Source organism: Mucilaginibacter ginsenosidivorans (assembly GCF_007971025.1).
GTDB lineage: Bacteria > Bacteroidota > Bacteroidia > Sphingobacteriales > Sphingobacteriaceae > Mucilaginibacter > Mucilaginibacter ginsenosidivorans.
Window position 1 is genome coordinate 852,137 of the sequence record NZ_CP042436.1, and the last position, 26,603, is coordinate 878,739.

20 protein-coding genes are annotated in these 26,603 nt (G+C 45.0%); 13 read left to right on the forward strand and 7 right to left on the reverse strand.

The features are described from left to right. Positions 1-52 precede the first annotated feature (52 nt). From FRZ54_RS03935 to FRZ54_RS03950, 4 genes are read right to left on the reverse strand one after another with little or no spacing between them, the layout of a single operon-like run. Positions 53-1,603 (reverse strand): DHA2 family efflux MFS transporter permease subunit, encoded by a 1,551-nt coding sequence (locus tag FRZ54_RS03935; protein ID WP_147030345.1) that lies wholly within the window; start codon positions 1,601-1,603, stop codon positions 53-55. A 5-nt stretch (positions 1,604-1,608) separates the two neighbouring features. Next, positions 1,609-2,661: an HlyD family secretion protein gene (locus FRZ54_RS03940; RefSeq protein ID WP_147030346.1), complete on the reverse strand. Its 1,053-nt coding sequence runs from the start codon at positions 2,659-2,661 to the stop codon at positions 1,609-1,611. A gap of 12 nt (positions 2,662-2,673) precedes the next feature. Continuing rightward, positions 2,674-4,044 (reverse strand): TolC family protein, encoded by a 1,371-nt coding sequence (locus FRZ54_RS03945; RefSeq protein WP_228462616.1) that lies wholly within the window; start codon positions 4,042-4,044, stop codon positions 2,674-2,676. Beyond that, entirely contained in the window at positions 4,025-4,675 is a 651-nt protein-coding gene (locus FRZ54_RS03950) for a TetR/AcrR family transcriptional regulator (RefSeq protein WP_147030347.1), read from the reverse strand. Before FRZ54_RS03950 ends, FRZ54_RS03945 begins: the two co-directional genes overlap by 20 nt. A 198-nt stretch (positions 4,676-4,873) precedes the next feature. Between FRZ54_RS03950 and FRZ54_RS03955 the strand changes: the two genes are divergently transcribed. The 4 genes from FRZ54_RS03955 to FRZ54_RS03970 all read left to right on the forward strand — a co-directional run bounded on the left by FRZ54_RS03955 (position 4,874) and on the right by FRZ54_RS03970 (position 12,101). After that, positions 4,874-7,339: a PIG-L family deacetylase gene (locus tag FRZ54_RS03955; protein ID WP_147030348.1), complete on the forward strand. Its 2,466-nt coding sequence runs from the start codon at positions 4,874-4,876 to the stop codon at positions 7,337-7,339. 209 nt (positions 7,340-7,548) lie between these two features. Beyond that, positions 7,549-9,939 (forward strand): ABC transporter permease, encoded by a 2,391-nt coding sequence (locus FRZ54_RS03960; RefSeq protein ID WP_147030349.1) that lies wholly within the window; start codon positions 7,549-7,551, stop codon positions 9,937-9,939. 81 nt (positions 9,940-10,020) lie between these two features. Continuing rightward, positions 10,021-10,215, forward strand: a complete 195-nt coding sequence (locus FRZ54_RS03965; protein WP_147030350.1) for a hypothetical protein — start codon at positions 10,021-10,023, stop codon at positions 10,213-10,215. A 194-nt stretch (positions 10,216-10,409) separates the two neighbouring features. Continuing rightward, positions 10,410-12,101, forward strand: coding sequence for a sodium:solute symporter (locus FRZ54_RS03970; RefSeq protein WP_147030351.1), 1,692 nt, complete (start codon positions 10,410-10,412; stop codon positions 12,099-12,101). Positions 12,102-12,158: 57 nt separating this feature from the next. On the opposite strand, the gene FRZ54_RS03975 is transcribed toward FRZ54_RS03970, so the two are convergent. Together FRZ54_RS03975 and FRZ54_RS03980 are read right to left on the reverse strand one after the other, a co-directional pair. Continuing rightward, complete coding sequence (locus FRZ54_RS03975) at positions 12,159-13,004, reverse strand: DUF2911 domain-containing protein (protein WP_147030352.1); 846 nt, start codon at positions 13,002-13,004, stop codon at positions 12,159-12,161. Between the two features lie 150 nt (positions 13,005-13,154). Then, the gene (locus FRZ54_RS03980) at positions 13,155-14,720 is read right to left on the reverse strand and encodes a Do family serine endopeptidase (RefSeq protein WP_187359739.1); all 1,566 of its coding nucleotides are present in this window, start codon (positions 14,718-14,720) and stop codon (positions 13,155-13,157) included. Between the two features lie 200 nt (positions 14,721-14,920). Between FRZ54_RS03980 and dapF the strand changes: the two genes are divergently transcribed. The 3 genes from dapF to FRZ54_RS03995 all read left to right on the forward strand — a co-directional run bounded on the left by dapF (position 14,921) and on the right by FRZ54_RS03995 (position 19,299). Then, on the forward strand, positions 14,921-15,706 hold the full coding sequence (dapF, locus tag FRZ54_RS03985; RefSeq protein WP_147030354.1) for a diaminopimelate epimerase: 786 nt from the start codon (positions 14,921-14,923) through the stop codon (positions 15,704-15,706). Between the two features lie 59 nt (positions 15,707-15,765). Further along, complete coding sequence (locus FRZ54_RS03990; RefSeq protein WP_147030355.1) at positions 15,766-16,299, forward strand: O-acetyl-ADP-ribose deacetylase; 534 nt, start codon at positions 15,766-15,768, stop codon at positions 16,297-16,299. Positions 16,300-16,404: 105 nt separating this feature from the next. Then, positions 16,405-19,299: a DEAD/DEAH box helicase gene (locus FRZ54_RS03995; RefSeq protein ID WP_147030356.1), complete on the forward strand. Its 2,895-nt coding sequence runs from the start codon at positions 16,405-16,407 to the stop codon at positions 19,297-19,299. 2 nt (positions 19,300-19,301) lie between these two features. Here FRZ54_RS03995 and FRZ54_RS04000 read toward each other — a convergent pair whose 3' ends face one another. Next, the gene (locus FRZ54_RS04000; protein ID WP_147030357.1) at positions 19,302-19,982 is read right to left on the reverse strand and encodes a hypothetical protein; all 681 of its coding nucleotides are present in this window, start codon (positions 19,980-19,982) and stop codon (positions 19,302-19,304) included. 124 nt (positions 19,983-20,106) lie between these two features. Between FRZ54_RS04000 and FRZ54_RS04005 the strand changes: the two genes are divergently transcribed. From FRZ54_RS04005 to FRZ54_RS04030, 6 genes are all read left to right on the forward strand, one after another. After that, a complete protein-coding gene (locus FRZ54_RS04005) occupies positions 20,107-20,952 on the forward strand; it encodes a dienelactone hydrolase family protein (protein WP_147030358.1) in 846 nt (281 codons plus the stop codon). Between the two features lie 290 nt (positions 20,953-21,242). Continuing rightward, positions 21,243-22,214, forward strand: a complete 972-nt coding sequence (locus FRZ54_RS04010; protein WP_147030359.1) for a hypothetical protein — start codon at positions 21,243-21,245, stop codon at positions 22,212-22,214. Beyond that, on the forward strand, positions 22,198-23,328 hold the full coding sequence (locus FRZ54_RS04015) for a glycosyltransferase family 2 protein (protein WP_147030360.1): 1,131 nt from the start codon (positions 22,198-22,200) through the stop codon (positions 23,326-23,328). The genes FRZ54_RS04010 and FRZ54_RS04015 overlap by 17 nt, the downstream gene beginning before the upstream one ends. Before the next feature lie 90 nt (positions 23,329-23,418). Then, complete coding sequence (locus FRZ54_RS04020) at positions 23,419-24,630, forward strand: ABC transporter permease (RefSeq protein WP_147030361.1); 1,212 nt, start codon at positions 23,419-23,421, stop codon at positions 24,628-24,630. 39 nt (positions 24,631-24,669) lie between these two features. Continuing rightward, entirely contained in the window at positions 24,670-25,908 is a 1,239-nt protein-coding gene (locus FRZ54_RS04025) for a PP2C family protein-serine/threonine phosphatase (RefSeq protein WP_147030362.1), read from the forward strand. A 60-nt stretch (positions 25,909-25,968) separates the two neighbouring features. Further along, entirely contained in the window at positions 25,969-26,565 is a 597-nt protein-coding gene (locus FRZ54_RS04030; RefSeq protein WP_147030363.1) for a ribonuclease HII, read from the forward strand. Positions 26,566-26,603: the final 38 nt, after the last annotated feature.

The window sequence follows — 26,603 nt, forward strand, 5'->3', positions numbered from 1 at the left end:
AAATTTTTTTTTGGGGAAAGCCGTCCTGTGTAAACAGAACGGCTTTATTCTTTTAGTGTGCGTCCACCGGCATTTTGGCATTAGACTTTTTGAACGGCTGCAGATAAAGCAGCGGGATGGAAAAAAGCATAACCAGGCCGGATATTAAATAAGCATCATTGTAGGTAAGTAACAAGGTTTGCCGTACTACGGCGCCTTCTATAGCGCGGTAGGCCATTTGAGTGGCTTCAAGGGCGCCCTTCCCTTTAGCCATAAATCCTTGTTCCAACATATGCATCCGTTGCACAAACGCATTGTTATAAATGTTAACATTGCTCAGCAGGTTGCTTCTGTGCAAGCCCTGGCGTACGTGGATCAGGGTGGTTAATGCTGCAATACCAAACGAACCGCCAAGCTGTCTCATCATATTATTTAAGCCGGTACCCTGTCCTACTTCCGGCCCTTTCAGATCGGCTATTGCCAGGGTAGTCAGGGGTACAAACAGCAGGGCCATACCCACACCCCTTATCAGCAGCGGGATCAGCACCTGGACTTCGCCTGTGTCCAAAGTAGAATGACTCAGCATAAATGTAAATACAAAGAACAGCGCCATACCTATTGTTGCCATAAATTGAGCAGGTACGCCTTTATTGAGCATTTTCCCAATAAAAGGCATCATCACAATGGTACACAGACCGCCCGGGAACAAAAGCTCGCCGGTTTGCTGCGCTGTAAAGCCAAGCAGGTTCTGGCAAAATACAGGGAAGACGAACACCGAACCGTAAAGCCCAAAGCCCAATATAAAGGATGTAAACATACCCACAGCGAAACTCCGATGCCGCATGATGCTGAAATTCACAATCGGGTGATCGGTGCTTAATTCGCGCCAGATAAACAATAATGTCCCTAATACGGCAGCGATAGTTAATACCAGGATGTACGGTTTCGCAAACCAGTCTTCCGATTCTCCTTTTTCCAATATTGTTTGCAAGCTACCAACGGCTATTGCCAATAACGCTATGCCCCACCAATCTATCGGCTTTCCTTTGGCATCTCTCGGCGTTTCGCGTACAAAGGTGAGCGCAAAGAAAGCTGCTATGGCGCCTACAGGTATATTCACATAAAATATCCATTTCCAGGTAGTATGGTCGGTAATATACCCGCCAATTGTAGGGCCAACCGTTGGCCCCACGACAGCGCCCAGTCCGAACAAGGCAGTTGCAGTACCTATTTGCTCACGTGGCCAGGTCTCCAGCAAAATTGCCTGCCCGGTTGATATAAGACCTCCACCGGCAAATCCCTGGAGGATACGGAAAATTACCAGTTCGTTTAATGAGGTTGAATTACCACACAGGAACGAGGCTATCGTAAAAATTACGATGGAAGCTATAAAATAATTCTTCCTACCGAAATATGCCCCCAACCATCCCGACATCGGGAGTATGATCACGTTAGCTACCGCATAGCCGGTCACCACCCAGGCAACGTCCTCCAGGGTCGCGCCCAGGTTCCCCTGGATCTTTGGCAGCGCAACGTTTACTATCGTTGTATCGATCAACTCAAGCAAAGCGGCTGTTATTACCGTTACGGTAATAATCCATTTTCTAAAACCCTTTTCAGCCATTACAATTAGTCTTTATAGATAACAGAAACATTTACGCTCATGCCCGGACGGAGCATTGCCAATGTATCCTTGCTTGCATTAAGCTTTATTTTTACAGGCACGCGCTGAACCACTTTTACGTAGTTGCCGGTAGCATTATCGGGAGGCAGCAGCGAAAATTTGGCGCCTGTTGCACCCGAAAAATTATAAACCTTACCATGCAGCTTCATATCGGGATAAGCATCCACTTCGATATCCACGTTTTGGCCGTCCTTCATGTTGGTCAGCTGGGTTTCCTTAAAGTTGGCAGTGATGTATACGCTGTTGTCGTTTACAATGGAGAATAAAGTTTGACCCGGCTGTACCAGCTGGCCAACCTGTATGTTCTTTTTTGATGCAATGCCGCTTGCAGGGGCAGTAATGGTTGCGTAGGATAGCTGCAGTTTTGCATAATCCACATCGGCCTGGCGCTGGGTTACCCCAACATTGGTTACCTTCAATTGGCTCTGTGTTGTGCCAACCTGTTCAAGGGCTGCTTTGTATTGATCCTGTGCAGCCCTGTATGTAGCTTCAGCTACATCGCGGTCCGATTTCACCTGGTCAAATTGTTGCTGGGTAACTGAGCCGTCTTTTACAAGATTGGCGTAACGCGCATAGTCCTTGTTGGCTTTTTCCAGTTTTGCAGCGGCTGATTCTACCTGCGCGCGGGCACTCGATGAGTTGGCTGCTGTCGAGCTGATCTGTGACTGGCCAACATTTACGCCTGCACTTGCACTTTGTTTTGCAGCCAATGCCTGCTCCAGTTTCACTTTGTAATCGCGGTCATCCAATTTTACCAGTACCTGGCCCTTTTCAACATGGCCATTCTCTTCAAAAAAGATGCTGTCTACATAGCCGCCTACGCGTGCCACCACGGGGCTGATGTCGCCGTCAACCTGGGCATCGTCAGTATCAATATGTTTACTATAATATATGTATTCTTTTATCCCGAATATGATACCGCCTATCAGTATTACTCCTAATATTATAGGCAATACCCTATTGGGTTTTTTTGCTGGGGTTTCTTGTTCTTGTGCCATTTTGTGTCGTTGTTATTTGCTAAGTTTTCCGGTTGATTTTAATAGAGTATAGTAAGCAAGCCCTGCATCGGCTTTAGCCAGTTCCAGGTTTATTTGAGCCTGGTATAGCAGCGTTTCGGCATCCACCCGGTCCGTTGCCGATGCTATATTGCTTTTATATTTAGATTCCAATATTTTGTCATTTTCACCCGCCTGGTCTATAGACGTTTGCAGCAGTTTTATTTTATCGAGTGAACGGGTGTAATTTTGATAACTTCTGTTCACATCGTTGCGGATGTTATCGGCGGTAATGCCCTGGTTGATCACAACTTCATCGCTCTGTATCTTCGCCTCCGCAATTTTATTCTTGTTGGTCCATAGAGAGGAGAAGTTCCACGAAAGTGTCAACCCTAAAGTCACCGGCGTTATGTAGCTGCCTGATTTTGGGATAGGATTGGCATTAATATCAACATAATAGCCGCTAAAGGAAGCTGCAAGCGTAGGAAGCTGGTTAGCTTTTATGCTTTTAATGTTTGTTTCGGCCACTTTCGACCTAAGTTGCAGTTGCCGTACTTCCTGGCGGTTTGCCATGGCTGAATCTACATAAGCGCTAAGCGCTCCCACCTGGTGATCGGCTTCCTTGATCTGGTCAATATTGATTATTGTACTTTCGGGCAGGCCCAGCATAATGTTCAGGTCGTAATTGATCACCTTTCGGTTGCTTTCAAGATCGATCTGTGTCGACTGGATGTTTGCGCGCTGTAGCTGGAAACGCAATACATCGTTCTTGGTCACCAGCCCCTGGTCAAAAAAGCGCTGCGATTGGTGTATCTGCTGATCGATGGAGGTCAGGTTTTGCTGAACCACTTTAAGGCTTTGCAACACCTTGTAAAGATTGTAGTAGGAGTTGATCACATCGTAAGTGATCTCGTCCTTGTCCTTGTCAGCATCCAGACGAGCCACCTGCGTAAGCAATTCAGTAGATTGCTGGGCGTATTTGTACTTGCCTCCGGCGAAGATCGCCTCATTCAACGACACGGTGCCGAGATAAGCATTAGCATCCTTTGGCAGGTTGAAAGCGTTATCGGGCCCGAGTTGTAAATGATTGGCAGGTATTTCGGCGCGGCTGTAGCCAAAGCTTGCTTTGCCTGTCGGCAATACCTGGTCCTTTGCCTGGTTGTATTGCGAAATTGCCTCGTCGATCTTTGACTGCGACAGTTTAAGTACCTTGCTGTTCTGTATGCCAAGTTTTATAGCTTCGTCAAGCGTCAGGGTTTTATCCTGTGCAACGGCCGGCAGGGCCACCATCGCCGCTAATATGGCTGCAATTGCCAGGCGGATGGCGTAGTCGATCATTGTTTTGAATGATCGCGTGTTAAGGGGTTTATTTATGTGAGTTGTCATGTTCGTTCAACAAGTAGGATTTTAACAGTGTCTTTAAATAAGCTTCAATACGCGGCCTTAATCTTTCCTCTATCACCTTTTCCTTTTGTATATCGTACCCAAGCACTTTGGACGTAAGGGCAGGTGAATTGACGATAAAATTTTTGGTGCCGTAGATGGTTGCAATAACCATGTCTATATCAATTTCTTTTTTGAACTCCCCGGTCGCAATGCCTTCATTTAATATTTTGCGCACTTCGCCTACGTTCTTCATCAATATCTCGGTGATCTGGTCGGATAGCTCGCCTTTGCGTTGCCTGGCCAATTCCTGGTAAAGTAGTTTTTGAAAGCAATTATTGGTAACCACGCGCTGTGTATACAGCTCGATATATCTTTCGATCTTATTCCAGGCGCTGATACTATCGTCGCTGCCGATATTTTTGAGCAGGTCCTGGAATGAAATGATCTTACGGTTGAACACCGCCAGGAATAAACCTTCTTTCGAGCCGAAATAGTAATTCAGCATCGCCATGTTTACGCCTGCCTCGCCCGATATGGTACGGGTAGACGCGCCATCAAATCCAAGCTCTGAAAATACCCTTTCAGCTACGTCGAGGATATGATCCTTCTTATCTATCTTGTCTTTATCCATTGCTTTAATGGCGACAAAATTAATCAATCGATTGATTATGTCAATAATACTTTTGTTATATTAATGTAATCATTTGATTATCACCAGCCGCAATTCAATCAAATGATTGGTTTTCAGTATAATTACCGATGTAACAGTTTTGTTTTAGATTTGAAGTACTAAATTCATCTGCCTATCTTTCGGCCTATTTTACTGACTATGAAGCGTATCGTGCTGCTTTTTATAAGCCTGTTTATCATTTTCGAAGCGACAGCACAAACCAACCCGCCCGCGGATATGGTTACCATTGAGCAAAACCTTAAAAAGCTGGACGTGCTCGGAAGCGTGTTGTATGTTGCCGCACACCCCGACGATGAGAACACGAGATTACTGGGTTACCTGGCGCAGGAAAAGCACTACCGCGCCGGCTATTTATCGATGACACGCGGCGACGGCGGTCAGAACCTGATCGGCAATGAACAGGGTGAATTGCTGGGCCTTGTGCGCACGCAGGAACTATTGGCAGCGCGCAAAGTGGACGGGGCGGAGCAGTTTTTTACGCGTGCAATAGACTTTGGTTTTTCTAAAGGTCCGCAGGAAACGCTTGATTTCTGGAACAAGGAAAAGGTGTTAGGGGATGTGGTTTGGGTGATACGCAAGTTTAGACCGGACGTGATTATCTGCCGCTTTCCCACGACGGGAGAAGGCGGGCATGGCAACCACACCGCATCTGCTATACTGGCACAGGAAGCTTTCGCGGCGGCCGCCGACCCCAAACGCTATCCCGAACAGCTAAAATATGTACAGGTATGGCAGGCCAAACGTTTGCTATGGAACACTTTCAACTTCGGCAATACCAATACCATCTCTCCCGACCAGTTTAAAATAAATGTAGGCGTGTACAATCCTTTGCTTGGTAAAGGTTATGGCGAACTTGCAGCGGAGAGCCGCTCAAACCATAAAACGCAGGGCTTTGGCTCGGCCAGGCAGCGTGGCGATGCTTTTGAATATTTCAAAACCATTTTGGGCGATGCTCCGAAAGATGACCTGATGGACGGTGTGAACACTACATGGAGCCGTGTAAAAGGCGGCGAAGCTATAGGAAAAGATGTTGAGGCTATACAAAAGAATTTTGACCCTGACCATCCTGACAGATCGGTTGCGGATATGGTAAAGGTTTACAGCGAGGTGGAAAAGCTTGGCGACACTTATTGGCGCGAACAGAAGACGAGAGGCCTGGCTGACCTGATAGCGGCATCTGCAGGGCTTTGGTTTGAGAGTTATGCTAATGAACAGGCTTATAGCCTGGGCGATAGCATTGATGTGCGGTCGCAGGTATTGTGCCGCTATAATGACCGTTCAAAAGTGAATGTAGTTGACGGAATGAATTTCGGAGGCGGAGGGAAATCTATCCCGGTGAATGAAGTGCAAACCTTTAACAGCAAAGTGCTGGCAGCGAAGATCACCCAACCTTACTGGCTGCGACAAACACATGGGGTTGGTTCATATACCATTGACGACGACCAGATGGTTGGGAGCCCGGAAAACCCCGACCTGCCTGCTATTAAATACACTTTTACAATTGAAGGAAAGGTTTTCGAGTACGACCGCCAATTGGTTTACAAATATGTTGATCCGGCAAAAGGCGAAATATATCAGCCTGTCGAAATTACACCACCGGTAACCGCCAATATTGAAAACAGGGCATACATTTTTAATTCTCAACAACCGCAAACGGTAGAATTGAAGCTGAAAAGCTTTAAAAATGCAGCATCGGGAATGATAAAACTAAGCGCCCCGGTGGGATGGAAAATAAGCCCGGAAAGCGTTGGCTTCACCAATAAAAACAAGGGCGATGAATGGGAGCAGAATTTTACAATAACCCCATCGGCAAACAGATCACAAACAGGTGTGCTCGAAGCTGAAGTAAGTGTGGGCAACGATAGAAAAGTTTACAATAACAGCATCCTTTCTATTAATTATAGCCATATTCCTAATATTACCCTATTCCCTCCCGCACAAGCCAAACTATTGCAACTGGATCTTAAGATCGCCGGAAAAAAGATAGGCTACATTAACGGCGCCGGCGATCTGGTGCCGGATGCTTTGAAGCAGGTGGGCTACGATGTGAGTGAGCTTAATGAGAACGAAATACTTAACGGCGACCTTTCTGTTTATGATGCCATAGTAGTTGGCGTTCGTGCTTATAATGTGGATAAACGGCTGGCCATCGATCAGCCTAAGCTATTGGAATATGTTAAAAATGGCGGCAACCTGCTTGTGCAATATAATAACAGCAGCGGACTTGTGACCAAAGAAATTGGGCCATATCCGTTCAAAGTGGTAAATGAGCGTGTTACCGATGAGAATGCGAAAATAACTATCCTCGATCCCAATAACGCGGTTTTAAACTATCCAAACAAGATCAGCCGGTCGGATTTTGACGGATGGATACAGGAACGCGGTCTATATTTTACGAAGGATGCCGACCCGCAATATCAAAAGGTTTTGCGAATGGCTGACCCGGGTGAAGGGCCTAAGGACGGCGCGTTGATAACCACGCAATACGGCAAGGGGCGGTTTATTTACACCTCGCTTGCATTTTTCAGGCAACTGCCTGCGGGTGTACCGGGTGCGTACCGGCTGTTCATCAATATGCTAAGTAAACCCAGGATCAATCCTTAAACTGCAGGGTTTTTGGACCTTTTAACAAAAAGGAATCCAAAAACCCTGTTCACTCCCCATAATACGATAATCGCATTGAATTCTATCGTGCCTTGCAACGAAGTATAGCTTGCGAACGTCTTCGTATACGATATCAATGCGCCGACGCTTCAATGCTGCGCAGGAACGAAACGGTTACAGTGCGATCTTAAAAACTCAAAATAACAGCCATGTTAAAAAACTATTTCAAAGTAGCCTTTCGCGGGTTGTGGAAAAACAAATTCTCTTCCTTCATCAATATTTTCGGCCTATCTATAGGCCTTAGCAGCTGCCTGCTGATAGGATTGTATATCCGGCACGAATTAAGTTATGACCAGTTTCAGCAAAAAGGCGACCGCATTGCGCGCGTAATAATGGAGTATAAATTTGATGGAGCCTTCGAATCGAAGGCCGGTAATTTTACAAGCACGAAGGTGGCCCCTACTTTCAAAAGGGTTTTTCCCGAAGTGGAGAATGCAGTTAGAATGACTTTATATAACCAGCCCATACTGTATAAGGATAAGTTTTTCAACGAAAAAAGTATCATATATGCTGATCCTTCTTTCTTTAAAATGTTCAGCTTTAAACTGTTAAAGGGTGATGCTAAAACGGCAATTTCTGAGCCGAATGAGATAGTATTTACGCAAACAGCGGCAAAACGATATTTTGGCGATGAGGATCCGATCGGCAAATTGGTTAAAGTGGGCAGCGATACGGGTGTGTATAAGGTGACGGGCCTGATAGCCGACTGCCCGTCAAACTCGCAGATCAAGTATGATTTCCTGGTCTCATTTTCGTCGCTGCACGCCGACCAGGAAGAGACCTATTGGGATGCCAACTATACCACCTATTTGTTGCTCAAAAACGAAGCGGCCATAAAAAACCTCCAGGCCAAACTGCCGGCCTTTATGAAAAAGGAAATGGATGGTAAAGGCGCCACCATCAATTTCTATCTCGAACCATTTAAATGGATACACCTGCACTCTGAATATGATAGTTTCGAACCGAACAACAGTATCACCTATATTTATATCATAGGCATTGTAGGCGTGCTTATATTGGTTATTGCCTGCTTTACCTATATTAACCTGAGCACAGCGCGGTCAATTGAACGCGCTAAGGAAGTAAGCGTCCGTAAGGTAATTGGAGCCGGCAAAAAACAGCTTTTCTGGCAGTTTATAGGCGAATCGGCTCTTTTATGTTCATTTGCGGTGGTACTTAGCTATATATTTTCGATTTTAGCGCTGCCTTATTTTAACAATCTTACCCAGCGGCAGCTGGAAAGCAGCACCTTTTTTTCTGTGCAATTTATTGGGGGTAGTTTACTTATTGTTGCACTTGTAACGTTACTGGCAGGAAGTTACCCCGCATTGATCATTTCCGGTTTCGACCCGATAAAAGGACTTAAAGGCAAGTTCAAAAATTCCGCCTCCGGCCAGCTGATGCGTAATTCGCTCATTGTGTTCCAGTTCGTTATTTCGGTTTTCCTAATTGTTTCTACCTTCATTATGCAGAATCAGTTGTACTACATTCAGCATAAAAAATTAGGATTCGATCGCGACCACGTTCTGGTTTTGCCAATGAATCAGAGTGTTGCAGATAAGCTTGATATTATCAAGCAGGAATTCAAAACCGATCCGTCCGTAGTAAGCATATCCCACTGCTTTTGGACGCCGGTAAATATATTGTCCGGGTTCAATATGCGTTCAGCAGCTATGCCTGAAAATTCGCAGCTGGCTGTGAATGCCGAACGTATTGATGAAGATTATATAAAAACAATGGGGATGGATATTGTTGCAGGCTCCGACCTTACGCGGCAAGACGTTAAAGATGTATCCCATGAAAAGAGTGAAGACAATATCTTCCATTTTATACTTAATGAATCCGCCGCAAAAGCACTTGGATGGACGCCGCAACAGGCAGTCGGCAAAAAGATGTTCCTGGATGCAACACGACCCGGGTATGTAAGAGGGGTAGTTAAGGACTTCAATTTTCAGTCGATGCACTATGCGATCAAACCGCTGGTGCTTTTCCCTGACAACTACGGCAGGAGTTTGCTGGTAAAGATAAATGGCGCTGATCTGAAAAAGACCATCGCCGGTATACGATCCAAATGGGGAAGCCTGGTGCCATCGATACCCTTTACTTACCGTTTCCTGGATGATGACTACGACAAGCTATATGGTTCTGAACTGCGTTTGGGAAAAGTGATGGATGTATTTTCGGCTATTGCTATCGTGCTTGCCTGTCTTGGGCTGTTTGGCTTATCATCGTATTCCATCCAGCAACGCATGAAGGAAGTGACTATTCGGAAAGTTTTAGGGGCATCAGTATCAAATTTAACTTTTGTGTTGTCCAAAAACTTTTTATGGCTCTCGCTTATTGCTATTGTTATCGCGTTCCCTTTTACCTGGTATGCCATGAGTGAATGGCTGCAAGGTTTTAACTATCACATCAATATCGAATGGTGGATGTTCGTTGCTGCGGGCGCAGCTGTTATACTGATCGTGTTTATTACGGTAAGCTTTCAGTCGGTAAAGGCGGCTTTTGCCAACCCGATAAAGACGCTGAGGATGGAATGAGAGCAAGCTTAATTTTAAAAAATAACCTCTTGCTACGCATTACAGAAACAATTACTTTTGCACAGTTGTAATAAACATATCATGGCACATCATCAACCCGCAGAGAAAGAAAAAAATATTGATTCGCTGTACTACCTGGTAGCAGTGGTTTGCGGCCTGTTCACAGGCGTAGTTATTGATAACGGCATTGGATGGATCATCACATTCGGAGTTCTGTTCCTGTTGTTTGCTGCTTTGTTCCTGCAGGTATTTGTACGCGGCCGTGAGCAACGCTGATCCTGATCTTCCCTCATTCATAAAAACATGGAACCAGTTTTACGGTATTGTTATCGTATGGCTGGTTTTTTTGATTTTGGTATTTTGGCTCATCACTGTGTCATTTAAATAGACATTATTCCAAATTTCCGTTAAATTGCCAAAAAACTGCTGATATTCACCGTCAGTCATTTCAACCTTTTTGCCTGAATTAAATGAGTTTAACCGACTGGATAGTACTGGGGGTTACGATATTGGGTATCGTGGTTTACGGTATTTGGAAAAGCGGCAAAAATCAAAACATTGACCAGTACCTGATGGGTAGCCGGTCGATGCCCTGGTATACGGTAGGATTATCAGTAATGGCCACACAGGCCAGCGCAATCACCTTTTTATCGGCACCAGGTCAGGCATATTCAGACGGAATGCGTTTTGTGCAGTTCTATTTCGGCCTGCCACTGGCTATGATCGTCCTTTGTATCACCTTTGTACCTATCTTCAGCCGGCTGAAAGTTTACACGGCCTATGAATTCCTTGAACAGCGCTTCGACCTGAAAACCCGCGCGCTTACTGCTTTTCTTTTTCTTATACAACGGGGGCTGTCGACAGGTATAACCATTTACGCGCCATCTATAATCCTGTCGACCATACTGAATATCAATACGGTTTATACCACGCTTTTTATAGGCGGACTGGTGATATTTTATACCGTTTACGGCGGTACCAAGGCCGTATCATATACACAACTATTGCAAATGAGCATCATATTTTTGGGGATGTTCGCGGCGGGGGCGCTGGTAGTTACCCTGTTACCGCACGGCGTAGGCTTTACAAAGGCGTTACACCTGGCAGGCAAACTTGGCCGGATGAATGTCATCGACTGGAAATTCGACCTCAATAACCGGTATACCGTTTGGAGCGGGATAATAGGCGGATTCTTTTTACAACTCTCTTATTTCGGTACCGACCAAAGCCAGGTCGGCCGTTATTTAACAGGAAGCTCAATAGGGCAAAGCAGGTTGGGTTTGATCATGAACGGCCTCATCAAAATACCTATGCAATTTTTGATATTACTGATCGGTGTGCTGGTTTTTGCGTTTTATCAGTTCCATCAGCCGCCCATGTTCTTTAATCAATACGAGGTTAAACAGGTTAAGGCCAGCAAATACGGCGCTGAATATAACGGATTGGAAAAACAATATTCGGCCGCTTTTGAACAAAAAAAAGCCTCTGCGGAGAGTTTTTCCACGGCGTCAGGGAATAAGGATGAGGCTAAAATAAGCGCAGCAGGTATGGCGCTGAAAGAAGCCGATGCACAACAAAAAACTATAAGAAATAAGGCGATAGCCCTGATAAAAAAGAACAATGGGAAGGCCGACACAGATACCAATTACGTATTCCTCAATTTTGTGACCCATTATTTACCGAGGGGACTTATAGGTTTGCTTATTGCGATCGTATTCCTGGCGTCCATGGGCTCTACGGCAAGTGCACTTAACTCGCTTGCATCGACAACGGTTGTTGATATTTACAAACGTATCATCAACCCCGGAGCGCCTGATAAGGCCTACCTGGATGCTTCGCGATTGGCAACCGTTTTTTGGGGAGTGGTTTGCATTGGGATGGCTCTATATGCAGGAAAAATGGGTAATTTGCTGGAAGCCGTGAACCAACTCGGCTCCTACATTTACGGGACGATATTAGGCGTATTTGTAGTGGCTTTTTACCTGAAAAAAATACGGGGAACGTCGGTGTTTATTGCGGCCGTCGTATCGGAAGTTATCATAATCATCCTGGGCCTTAGCAATGCCATTGCCTACCTGTGGCTGAACGCAATAGGCTGTTTCCTGGTGATTATTATAGCATTCGTCATAAATGTGATAATGCCGAAGAAGCTACAGGCATAGAAGAAAAGCCCCGGAATTTTTGAAACCCCGGAGCTTTTCTTTTCAGTAATATCAAAATTATTTACTTGCCTGGTCGGCAACAGCCTGGTTCAGCCGCACATATTCGGGATCATTATCAGCTTTTGCCAGCTTTACACCCTCCTGGGCAGTTTTCAATGCCCCGGCCTTGTCGCCCATTTTTAGTTGGATGCGTGCTTTCCAAACTTTATAAAAAGCAGATTGAGGGTGTTCCTTTTCGGCGGTGCTGATCCATTCCAGCGCTTTGGTCAGGTCTTTGCCGTTCTCATAATAATAAAGGGCGGCATCAAAATATGGCTTCTTATCGTTGTTCATCACGTCATCGATGTTCGCCATGATCTTCGAGTCGACCTCTGTACTGATAGGAAATGAAAAAGAAATATTTTCCCAGCGCATTTCGAGATCGCACTTTGTCCTGTCGACATTGTTAAACTGGAACGTCAGTGTTTCAAGCGGGTCGGCATATTTCATGGTTTTTACCTTAAAGCGCAGAATATCATCTGTTTGCTTATAGGTGTAGGCGCCCCACTGGTGTGCCGTTTTGTTCAGGATGACAGTCCATTCATTTTGATCAGGAATAGAGAACAGACCATACTCACCGGCCGGTATTTTGTTGCCATTGATGATCACATCGTCGCTGAATTTAATAATAGTAGCTGCGTTTGCACCGGTGCGCCATACAACGCCATAGGGCTCCATTCCACCGAATATCTTCCGTCCTTTTACATTCGGACGCGAATAGATAAGGGTAATTTTTCCTAATCCAAGATCCTGTTCAATAGTTTGGGTCGAACTTAATTGCGGGGTTTTAAGCGCTTGCGCATGGCTGCTTAGTGACGCGCATGCCAATAGCATCGCTGTCAGATAAATATATATTTTCTTCATAATCGGTTTTACAGCGTCTAATTTATCATTATATCATCATCAAATAAAATGCTGTTGGTAATGACAATGTAAACAAGTGAAGTTGAACAAGTTCAATCACAAAAAAACCCGGCTATAAGCCAGGTTTTCTTATTACAAAACTATTAATACTTACTGATCGTCACCGGGATCACCCTGCTGAAACATATTGTTAAAGCTTCCGCCGTCAGGGTAATAACCGCTGATAAGCAGGGTGCCTTTTTTCGAATTAGCCAGTGCTTTGCTGATGTCATCCGAGTTGTTCACTGGTTGTTTATTAATGCTGGTTATGATAGAACCAACAGGTATTTGCGTATCGTCGAACAATAACCCCGGGCGAACCTGGGTTACAACCACACCCGAATTTACATGGTATTTTGCTTTTTGATCGGCTGAAAGCGGTTTAAAGCTCGCTCCCAGTTTATTGTACATTTCCTCCGCCGATTTATTCATAACCGTACGGCTGGCCAGGTTGCCTGCATCCGCTTTTAATGTAACGGACACATTCCTTTCGCTGCCGTCATGTAATACAGTGAGGTTTATTTTATCACCGGGCTGTAAGCGGGCAACAGGTTCCTGCAGATCGGAGGACTCATAAACTGTTTTACCGTTTACCTTGGTTATAATATCGCCGTGCTGTAAACCAGCTTGTGCGGCGCCGCTGTTAGCCGCTACATCGTCGATATACAAGCCAACATTTTTATCGATATGTAAAGCATTGGCAGCATCCTCATCAAGTTCTTTAAAGCTTACGCCAAGATACCCGCGTTTAACGGCGCCGTATTTTTCAATATCGCCCAAGACCTTTTTGGCCAGGTTGATGGGTATAGCGAAACCATAACCTTCATACGAACCTGTTTGCGAAGCGATGGCCGAGTTGATACCGATAAGTTCGCCATTGGCGTTTACCAATGCGCCGCCGCTGTTGCCCGGGTTAATGGCAGCATCAGTTTGTATAAATGACTCGATGCCGGTGTTTAATTGTTTGCCGCTTTGGCGTTGTCCGCGCATGCGTCCGAATGGAGTCATTTGATCCTGCTCGCGGTTTTCACTCCCGATGATACCGATGCCGCGGCCTTTGGCGCTAACGATACCCGCGGTAACGGTTGAGGTCAGCCTGAACGGATTGCCTACTGCCAATACCCATTCGCCTACTTTAACTGCATCAGAATTGCCGAATTTTACGATAGGCAAATTGTCTGCGCTTATCTTAATAAGGGCAAGGTCGGTATTGGGGTCGGTACCTACTACTTTAGCTGTAAAATGGCGGTGGTCATTGGTAACAACTTCAACTTTCGAAGCTTTTTCAACCACGTGGTTATTGGTTACGATATAGCCATCGGGCGAAATAATAACACCCGAACCGGAGGCCATTTGGGGCCCCTGTGGTACCGCGCGCTGGCCAAACATGTCGCCAAATAGTTGCTGCATCTGGTCCTGCCCCGAGTTATCCTGGTTGGTGTATGTTGTGCGTATGTAAACTACGGCAGGCGTTACTTCTGCCGCTGCTACGGTAAGGTCAACCTCACCTGCTGACGACAAATTTGCCGGGGGTAAAGGGTTGTTTGCAAAGTAAACTTTCTGTTTATCTTCAAGACTCATATTGCTCGAGTATTGATGCTCGACCACCTTGTATGTGCCCAACGCAAGGGCGCCGCCAAGGAAAGCGGTTAGTACTGTTAAACCAAACTTTTTCATTGTATTATTCACCTTTCTTTTACTATGTTTAATTCACTGATAAGATACAGTGATCAAATTTAATACCATATAGACGTTATAATCAATGGTAAGTTATGCGTAATTGTGTTAAATTTTGTTAAATAAAATGACAATACGCTTTAAAATTTGTCAGGGCTTATTGTTTCTTTTGTAAAAACGTTATTTATTTAACAGCTGAAGTGAATATTAAGTTTTATAAATACCAGGGCGCGGGCAATGATTTTATTTTGGTGGATAACCGCAGCAACACCATCGATCACAGCGACCCGGCGCTGATAGCACGGTTGTGCGACCGGAGGTTCGGCATCGGAGGCGATGGTATGATGTTTTTGCAGGATAAGCCCGGTTATGATTTCGAGATGGTGTATTATAATGCCGACGGGCAGCCCAGCAGCATGTGCGGTAACGGGGGGCGCTGCATAGTGGCTTTTGCCAAATTCCTGCGCATAATTGATGACGAAACGAACTTCCTGGCAGTTGACGGCCCGCACTATGCCAAAATTTCAGCCTCGGGCGATTGGGTGAGCCTGCAGATGATCGACGTAAACGAGATAGCCCGGGATGGGGAAGCTTATGTTTTGAATACAGGGTCACCGCATTATATCGCTATGGCAAGTGGTCTTAAAAATAAAGACGTATACCATGATGGGTATGCCATCCGAAATAACGATACCTATAAAGCGAAAGGTATTAACGTCAATTTTGTAGAACCTGAGGGCAATGGCTATTTTGTCAGGACCTTTGAGCGCGGTGTGGAAGATGAAACCTATGCCTGCGGTACAGGAGTAACCGCAGTGGCATTAGCCATGGCGGCTAAGAATCATCAAACCGGCAAAATAAACACCCCTATTAAGGTGTTGGGCGGCGACCTCAATATCCGCTTCGAAACAGACGGCACACATTATGATCATATTTTCCTGGAAGGCCCCGCTAAGTTGGTGTTTGAAGGAGAGGTAGAAATATAGTTTGTTGACGGGACCACTGTCAGAAAAACCAACACTTATAACTTTCTGTTATTTCCTGGATGAACAGACGGATCGATATTTTCAGAGGCGATATTACCAAAATGCAGGTGGATGCCATTGTGAATGCTGCCAATACTTCGCTATTGGGCGGCGGCGGCGTGGATGGCGCGATACACCGGGCAGGCGGACCGGCCATTCTTGAAGAATGCATCAAAATAAGAAACAGGCAAGGCGGCTGTAAAGTTGGCGAGGCGGTGATAACCACCGCCGGAAATATGCCCGCAAAATATGTTATACATACTGTTGGCCCTGTTTGGAGCCAAAGCAACAAACAGGCTAATGAATTGCTTGCGAATGCCTATAGCAACAGTTTGAAACTTGCGGTTGAAAACCAGGTTGAAACCATCGCGTTTCCTAATATAAGTACGGGCATTTATCATTTTCCCAAGGACATTGCCGCTGAGATCGCTATTAAAACGATTAAAGAAATCATATCGAAGCATCAACAGATACGTCAGGTTATTTTCGTTTGTTTTGATGATGAGAATTATTCGATTTATGAACAATTATTGTCATATCAATGTGGTAATTAATGGTGTTAACAATTATTTAATACCAACCCCTTTTAATTGATAAGAAAACTGTTTAGGTTTGAATTTTTTCTTCATCGTAACTTCTCTTTATTTTTTTAATAAAGGATGTTACGCGTCGATAGCTCAAAACCATGCCAGATCATTTATGCCGTTTGCAGGCATGAATATTTAGGCTTTTTGCTTGAGCCGCATATCGTTCAGCTAAACCCTAACGGCGAATTTTCCCTCACCTACCAGCGTCTTTTCTCAAACACGGCCAAAGAATTCAGCGAATTTCTTGATGAAACAGATTTTAAACTTGTTAAGGTGCTGGAAGAAATAGAGCAGGGGCATGTTATAAAAAAGTTTTACAAAAAGCCCATCCGCCCTTTCGAGTTTTTCAGCAAAGTATTTAACGACCAGCTTTTTGAAGCTATCCGGCCTAAGGTAGAAAAAAGGATGGCAGAGGCGCTGTTGCTCCTGAACAATAAACAAGTGTACCTGATGAGTAAGGAGGGCTACCCTGCCGAACGTAAATTGCAGATAGCCGCTGAGCCCGCTTCGGTGCTGTTCCATTTCAGGCGCGATGATACCGAGATCAGGTACTTCCCTACCATTAAGTACCAGGGGATGCGCATCGAGTTTATGTTCAAAAACGCTGAGATCATTTGCAACCACCCCGCCTGGATGTTGCTGGACGATACCCTGTACTTTTTTGATAAAGAAATTGAAGGTAAAAAGCTGCAGCCTTTCCTGAACAAACGTTACATCGCCATACCGCGCTCTTCGGAGTTGCCGTATTTCGAAAAGTTTGTGGCGCCGCTCATCGAGAAACACAATGTTTATGCCGAGGGGTTTACCATCAATACCGAAAAATACGAGGCCACGCCGATCTTAAAACCGATATACGTGGAGGGCGGCACATCGCAGTTGCAGCTTTGTTTCAGATATGCCGGTTATATTTTCCCTTACGGCGACGGCAGGCACGTGTCTGTAAGGATGGAGCGCAACGGCGATGATTACCTTTTTCATCGCATTAAACGTTCTACGACCTGGGAAAAAGGAAAACTGCAATTGCTGGAAGACCAGGGCTTGCAGGTTGTTTCGAGCCTGTTTCAAAACCTTGAGGTCACCTGCTGCGACGATGAAGCGGACCAGTCGCTGTCGGTATTTGAATGGCTTAACCAACACCACGAACAGCTAATAACTGCCGGGTTTGAAATTGAACAGCCCGAAGGGCAGAAGAAATATCTTTTCGGCAGCAGCAAGATAGATGTCGAGGTAAAAGAAAATAACGACTGGTTCGATATTTACGCGGTGGTGCATTTTGGACCCTACCGTATACCTTTTATTCAGCTAAAAAATCATATCCTCAATCACAAAAAAGAATTTACCCTGCCTAACGGCGAAATAGCCGTGATACCCGAAAAGTGGTTCTCGCAATACGGTAACCTGCTGCATTTTTCGGAAGGCAGCCAGGATATAAAACTGCGCCGGCACCATATTGGCCTTGTAAACGAGCTGGCGGAGGGCGAACTGGCAGGTGTTACGATGAGCAGAAAGCTTCAGAAGCTAAGCGAGTTTGAAGATGTTGGAGACATCGGTATGCCGCATCACTTTAAAGGCAGCCTGAGGCCATACCAAAAGGCAGGCTTTAACTGGTTCCATTTTTTGCAGCAGTACCATTTTGGGGGCTGCCTGGCCGATGACATGGGTCTGGGGAAAACCATACAAGCGCTCGCTTTATTACAAAAGCACAAGGAAAATATAGAGGCGGCAGACAGCAAAAGCGTTTCGCTTATTATTATGCCTACGTCGCTTATTTACAACTGGCTTAACGAAGCTAAAAAATTTGCGCCCAAATTGCGGATGATGGTGCATACAGGAACGTTCAGGTATAAATCGCCCGAGGTGTTTACCAATTATGATGTGGTGATCACCACCTATGGCATCACGCGTATCGATATCGACCTGCTTTCGGGATACTTCTTTGAATACATTATACTGGATGAGAGCCAGAACATTAAAAATCCGTCATCCAAATCGTACCAGGCGGTAAAGCAGCTTAAATCAAGGTATAAGCTGATATTAAGCGGCACCCCGGTCGAGAATTCGGTAAATGATCTTTGGACACAGATGTCGTTTATCAACCCGGGCTTATTGGGTAACCAGCAATTCTTCCTGAACGAATTTGTAACGCCTATTGAAAAGAAAAAGGATGAGGAAAAAGCACGCAGGCTGCAAGCGCTGATAAAGCCGTTTGTTTTGCGCCGTACCAAAGAACAGGTGGCAACCGAATTGCCGCCAAAGACCGAGAACCTGTTTTATTGCAAGATGAGTGATGAACAGGCCAGCGTGTACGAAAAGGTGAAATCGGAATACCGTAACGAGCTGTTGAAAAGCCTGGAAGACGGCACCTTTGCACAGGCGCAAATGCAGGTGCTACAGGGATTGATAAAATTGCGGCAGATAGCTAATCACCCGTCTATGATCGACGATCAATATGAGGGTGATTCGGGCAAGTTTGAGAACGTGGTGCATACACTGGCCAACGTACTGGAGGGGGGACATAAGGTTTTGATCTTCTCGCAATTTGTAAAACAGCTGACCATCTACCGCAATCATTTTGATATGGAGGGCATACCTTACGTTTACCTTGATGGCAGTACGCAGAACCGGGGCGATGTAGTAAAGCGTTTCCAGGAGGATGAAAAAACAAGGGTGTTCCTGATCTCTATCAAAGCCGGAGGCGTGGGCCTTAACCTGACCGAGGCCGATTATGTGTTCATCCTCGATCCGTGGTGGAACCCGGCGGTTGAACAGCAGGCCATCGACCGTACGCACCGTATTGGGCAAACCAAAAATGTGTTCATCTATAAATTCATCACCAAGGACTCTGTTGAGGAGAAGATATTGGCCTTACAGCAGCGTAAGCTAAAGGTTGCCCAATCACTCATTACGACAGAAGAAAGCTTCATTAAATCGCTCTCAGCCGATGATATCAGAGAGATATTGAAATAATCTTAGGTATTCCGAATAAATATCAGGTAGATCAGGCTGGCTAAAAATACAACTATAGACAGGTAAAAGATGCATCTGCCATGCCACCGGTCTCTTTCGGTGTAACCATAAACCCGTTCACCGTCTGGTAACGTTTTTTTATAGGAGAACAAATGCCAGCCGATAAAGACTCCTACGAAAATAAGAAAAATCGGGAGGAGTATCCCACTCAATGCTATCGCATAACCGACCAATATCCATATCGTCTGCTTTTTCTCAGGCGTTTTTAAATCTTCAATCCTATGCTCGCTGATCTCCGACAGTTTTTCCTTAGTTATTTCGTCTCCTCGGTCCGTTAATATTTTCCTGGCTAACACCACGTCAAATACGCTCCATTCGTCGGCTTTGGTGATCACTTCCATTAGTTCGTCGTTCGTAAAGGTAAACAGGTAATAGTCCTTATCTACTTCATCGAGACGTCGCTCTTCATTTTCCACCAAAAGTTGGTTTACTTTCTCAAAGTCTTTACCTTTTATCTTGACGGCATAATCAACCGCGGCATTGCTCATAACAAATGAAGGGTCAAAACCGGAAGTTTCTTCCTGTATCAAATATTCGATGTGATTGCCATCCAGGATGGCTGTAAGTTCGGCGGCCAGGGCGGCATCATTGAATTTTTGGTAAGTGATAAATTCAGGTTCCATAGCAGGTTTTGTATCGCCAATATAGGTAATTTTACTTTGCGGCTACAGTGAGCTAAACAATTTAATCCTAATATTGGTTGTTCAAACACCAATCGCCAAATCGTCATTAAAATTATAGATCATCATGAAAAAGATTTTCCTTTTAACTGCTATGGCATTTTGCAGTATAGCTGCGTTCAGCCAAAGCAAAATGGCCTGTTGCGCCAAGCCGTCGGCCACCAAACAATTTGCCATGCTGGCGTCCGACAAGAAATTCGTAATGTCGCACGCCACCCCGAAACCATATCACTTCCAAAGCAGCATTGGCAAGGCTATTACATACAAAACATCCGATGGAAAGACAGCTAATGCCTTTGAGATAAAAGCTAAAAAACCGACAGACAACTGGCTGTTGGTTGTGCATGAATGGTGGGGGCTGAATGATTTTGTAAAACATGAATCAGAAAAATTATATAACGACCTGGGCGATGTGAATGTGCTCGATCTTGACCTGTATGATGGTAAAGTAGCAACGACGCGTGAGGATGCGGGTAAATTTATGCAGGCTGTTAAAGACGACCGCGCCGAGACTATTATTAAAGGAGCGATAGCTTATGTTGGGCCAAAGGCGCATATTGCAACCATTGGTTGGTGCTTTGGCGGCGGATGGAGCCTGCAAACCAGCCTGATGGCCGGCAGCCAGGACGTGGCGTGCGTAATGTACTACGGTATGCCCGAACAGGATGTGAATAAACTAAAAACACTGCACGCCGACGTGCTGGGCAATTTTGCCAATAAGGACGGCTGGATAAACCCCAAGGTTGTAGCCAAATTTGCAGAGAATATGAAAGCTGCCGGAAAGAAGCTGGAATTACATCAATACAATGCCGACCACGGCTTTGCTAACCCCAGCAACCCGATATACGACAGCGAGGCTACGAAAGATGCCTACGCAAAGACGCTGGCGTTTTTAAAACCGAGGCTGAAGTGAGTTTGTAATTCGTGGATCATGGTTCATTCAGGGAAATGCTACGCCTTGCATGGAAAGGGGTGATAGTTTATGGTTAACACATTTTTTATAAATGCCAGCATAATGTATTTATAATCAGCGCTTTAAATGTTAAAACACCTGAAATTGTGTTAACCATGTTAACCTTTTATAAAATAAAATAAAATATGGAATGGCTACGTAGGAGCGACCCGTTTTAAAAGCGATTTCCCTGAATGAACTATGAACCATCAGCCACGAACTTTTCGTAACATTGCAGAAATTTTACCTGGTTGACCGCCTCCGCAAAAAGACTGCTCTCGTATTCGCTAAAAGCTGCTATCCTGGTTTTGGCTTTTATTTTTATTTACCGGCGGATAGACAGTAACGAAAATTTAAGGCGGTTTGAATCACTGATCGCTAATATCGACCGTAACAGGGCAATATTTGTTATGTCGTGTGTTTTCCTGTTGATGCTGATCAATTGGATACTTGAGTCGCTTAAATGGAAATACCTCACCCGCGAATTAGTCAGCATAACAACGTGGCAGGCCATTGAAGCTGTTTTTTGCGGACTTACCTGGGCTGTGTTTACGCCAAACAGGATCGGCGAATACGGCGGCAGAGTAATGTTTTTGCCAAACCGCAAACGCATACACGGCATTTTCGCCATGGCGGTGGGCTCGTTCGGGCAAAATGTCATCACCAATGTACTTGGGCTATCAGCGCTTATGTGGTTCGCCTTTACTTATTTGAATATCAACATTGCCATATCCCTTGCCCTTTCACTGGCGGCTTTAGGTTTCATGGCGCTGCTGCTCGTTTTTTATTTTAACATTGGGTGGCTTGTTACTTTGCTTAACCGCATAAAATTCCTGGAAAAATATCACCGTTTTTTTGACATCATGGCAAGGTACCACACCACCGAGCTTTTGAATATCATGTGGTTTTGCCTCACGCGTTTTTTTGTGTTTTCTTTCCAGTATTTCCTGGTCATTCATTTGCTAATACCTTCGGTGCCGGTTTTCCCGATGATGATGATGGTATTTATCCTGTTCTTCGTTCAATCGGCACTGCCTTCACTTGATTTACTCGATGTAGGCGTGCGCAGTATGACCGCCTCGGCCTTTTTTGCCTACATTACTGATCAAAACATAGCTGTAATGGCAGCAGTTTCATCTATTTGGTTTATAAACCTAATAGTTCCTGCTATCTTAGGCTCCGTATTCGTTTTAAAACTCAGATTCTTTGACCGCTCTTCTTAGTACCATATCACTATTACTAACCAGCGTATATATTTCCCTGCTGGTTTATTTTATTAAGGGATGGGCCAGCCTAAGGCGCCCGGTTATACATAATGGCACTTTTAGGACCAGAGTAACCGTGTTAATTGCAGCGCGTAACGAAGAAAACAATATCAATCTTACTATAGACGACCTGCTGGCCCAGGATTACCCCAAAAAGCTGACGGAGATCATTATTGTCGATGACCACTCTACAGATGCAACAGCAGACATCATACGCAGTTATGCCGGCAGGGGTGTTAAGCTATTGCAGCTGAACGAGGATCAACCGCTTAACTCTTATAAGAAAAAAGCTATTGCTACAGCTATAAGTGTTTCAACCGGCGACTTGATGGTGGCTACTGATGCCGATTGCAGGATGGGCAATAAATGGTTATCGTCGGTTGTGGGTTACTACGAGAATAATGACCTGGTTATGATCTCGGCACCGGTATCTTACTTCCAGGAACGCAGTTTATTTGAATACCTGCAAACGCTGGAATTCGCTTACCTGATCGGTCTGGGCGCATCTTTTATAGGAAATAGAAAGGCATCGACTTGCAACGGGGCCAACCTGGCCTACCGTAAGGACATTTTTTACGAGGTAGGCGGTTTTAAAGGGATCGATGATCTTGCATCGGGCGACGATGAGTTGCTGTTACAAAAAGTGGCCATGCGTTATCCCGGGCGTATCGGGTTTTTAAAACAACGCGATGCCATAGTTTATACCCATGCAAAACATACGCTGCGCTCGTTCCTGAAACAGCGCCGCCGCTGGGCTTCCAAATCGGTTAAATACAAGGATAAAAGAATAGTAGCGCTGGCGGTAAGTATTTGGCTGTTCAATGTATCGTTACTTGTGAACGCCGGGCTCAGTTTTTACAATATCTTTTTTCTGAAGCTTTTTTTAACGCAGTTTTTACTAAAGTATCTTTTTGAGGTAGCATTCCTGCTACCAATAACTACCTTTCTAAAACGGCAGGGATTGGTTTTATTACTGTTGCTTCTTATCCCGGTTCATATTATTTATTTCGTGTACATCGGTTTAATGGGTACTACCCGGCAGTATGAGTGGAAGGGACGAATGGTAAGGTAAGCATTCGCGGAAATGACATTCATTTGTTAATAGGCCTTTGCCATTCGCTATAAAATAAGCGATATTTAGCCAAACTGATCTGAACAACACTTGGCCGAACTAACCCCATCGCAGCGCACCTGGAAGGCGTTTAAGCGCAATAAGATAGCTGTTGCCGGACTTGTTTTTATCCTGCTTTCTATACTCATAGCTATCCTTGGGTACTTGGTAATGCCCGATTCAACTCCCATGGCAAATAACATGACCATACAATTGAGTATTAAAAAACCAGGCGCCGAATTTACCATGCTTCGTATCCGTAAAAGCGAACCCGTGGACACCGTTAACATATTCACTAAAATGCTTTATGGCCAGCCGGCGTTTTTTAAGGATATTCCTATTACCGGTTATCATTTAGTAAAAGACTCTATTTATGCTGATGAATATGTTGGTGATGAAGATAAACCCATAAAAGCTTCTTTTAATCTTTTTGAAGTCGTGAGCGGTGGCAAAGCGGCTTATTCGGGCGGATTGGTATCGATAACCAGGCCCAACGGCACCATAGTAAGCTTTACTATAAGCAATGCTTTGTATAAAAGGTTCAGCGAAGAGTTCCTGGCGCACCATATCATAAAGAAGAAATATTGGTTCGGTACCGACCTCTATGGCCGCGACCTTTTGAGCCGGCTTATACTCGGCGCACGCGTTTCGCTGGCTGTCGGAATTGTATCGGTTATCATCAGTATGTTGCTCGGTATCGTTGTCGGCTCGCTCGCCGGCTATTTCGGCGGCTGGGTAGATGCCTCCTTGAGCTGGGTGATGAATATTCTTTGGGCACTGCCGGCGCTGCTGCTGGTAATTGCTATCTCTTTTGCATTGGGAAAAGGGTTGTGGCAGATATTTATAGCGGTTGGCATGTCGATGTGGGTCGAGGTGGGCCGGCTGGTGCGCGGGCAGGTATTGAGCCTAAAACACACGGAATTTATCGAGGCGGCCCGGTCGATGGGATTTAACAATGCGCGCATCATCCGCAGGCATATCCTGCCCAATATTATCGGACCGATACTGGTACTTGCGTCCTCCAATTTTGCATCGGCTATATTGCTTGAAGCCGGGTTGAGCTTTCTTGGTTTTGGCGCGCAGCCGCCTATGCCTACCTGGGGCAGCATGATAAAAGAGCATTACGGGTATATCATTATGAACTCGCCTTTCCTGGCTATTTTGCCGGGTTTGGCCATTATGTTTATGGTGTACGCATTTAATCTTGTCACCGTTGGATTAAGGGATGCTTTTGATATTAAATCACAAAGTACACGGATTTAAAAAAATTAATTCATTAATTTGGCTATCTTCTTATCCGAAATGCAAAATATCGAAGAAATTTCAGGCGAAGACGAATTGATCCGGTTGCTTCTGAAGAGGCAGTCCGAGCTAAACTCTTTACTTGAGGTAACAAGGGCCATCAACAAAAACATTTCAACGCCTGTACTGATCCAGATGCTTGAAGTGATCATGCAGAATTACCTGCAGGTGGGCCGTCTGCGCTTTTTGATAGAGCATGAAGGAACCTTTGTTTGCATATCAAGCTACGGTGGAGACGAAGAAAGCGCCAAATCATTATACCAAGCCTGTAGAAAATTAAGCAAAGCCAGGAGCCTTACCTCATTGGCAAATCATGAAGACAACCTGCTGAAGAGATACGATTACTTTATTCCGTTCCATCAAAAAAGCAAGGCCATAGCGTATGCCCTGATCGGTGATTTTAACACTACAGAGGAGATGCTAAGCAACGACCTGAATTTTATTCAGACGCTCATAAACGTGATAGTGGTGGCGCTTGAAAATAAGAGGCTGTTCCGCGAAAGAATGGAATCGGAACGTTTCAAACGCGAGATGGAGCTTGCCCAGGAGGTGCAGAATATGCTTATTCCTATGCGGCTTCATAAAGAAACGGCTGTCGAGATAGGCGCTAAATATTTTCCGCATCAGAACATAGGCGGGGATTATTTTGATTTTATCAGGATAAATGCACACGAGTTTTTATGGTGCGTTGCTGATGTTTCGGGCAAGGGTATATCCGCTGCATTGCTGATGGCCAACTTCCAGGCGAGTTTACGCGCCTGGTCGGCTGTGGAGGAAGACCTTACGAATATCGTGGAGCGCCTTAACCAGATCGTGCTCAAGAATACCAAGGGCGAACGCTTTATCACCCTGTTTGTGGCCAAATACAACGAAAAGACGCGAAAGCTTAATTACATCAACGCGGGACACAACCCATCCATTCTTTATCACGACGGGGAAGCCGTGCCGCTTAAACTGGGCACGACGATGATAGGCGCTTTCGACGAGCTTCCGTTCCTGAATCAGGGTGAAGTAGATGTTGACCCCGGTAGCATGATATTTAACTACACAGACGGACTGATGGATTACGATATACCGGTAACCAAATCGTGGAATGAAGATAAATTACTGGAATTTGTAATCAATAACGGCGACCTTTCCCCCGATAAATTCAATCAAACCCTGCTCGATCATTTGAACCTCATCATTAAGGGGAAACCAATTGACGATATTACCCTGCTTACACTCAGGATATTCTGAGTTATCCAACTATTTTCCACACATCTTTCAAACCGCCTGACAATGCTATATTTTTGCTGAATGCTATTAGCGCGGTATCAGCAGGAGTATTTGGAAGCGGGTTGTGACGAAGCAGGGCGTGGGTGCCTTGCCGGACCGGTATTTGCCGCGGCAGTAATCCTTCCTCCGAAATTCAAGCATAAACTGCTCAACGATTCAAAACAGCTTTCCGAAGACGTCCGTTACAAACTCAGGGATGAGATACAAAAAAAAGCATTGGCTTTTGCTGTAGCTTCGGTAACAAACGAGGAGATTGACAAGATCAATATACTAAACGCGTCCTTTTTGGCCATGCACCGGGCTATAGAACAGCTATCTATGGTTCCCCAGTTTTTGATCATCGACGGTAACCGGTTCAATAAATATAAAGAGGTTCCTCACCAATGCATCGTGGAGGGCGACGGCAAATACTTCAGCATAGCGGCGGCGTCCGTACTGGCCAAAACTTACCGGGATGATTATATGAAAAAAATCGCGGAAGAACACCCCGAATACGATTGGCACAGCAATAAAGGCTACCCCACAATTAAACATCGTCAAACGATACTGAAAATAGGGTTTACGCCATATCACCGTAAAACTTTCCAGGTAACCGACCCGCAACTGAGCATTTTCTGAAAAGATGTTTTGAATAGGGTTTTATCGTCTTTACATTT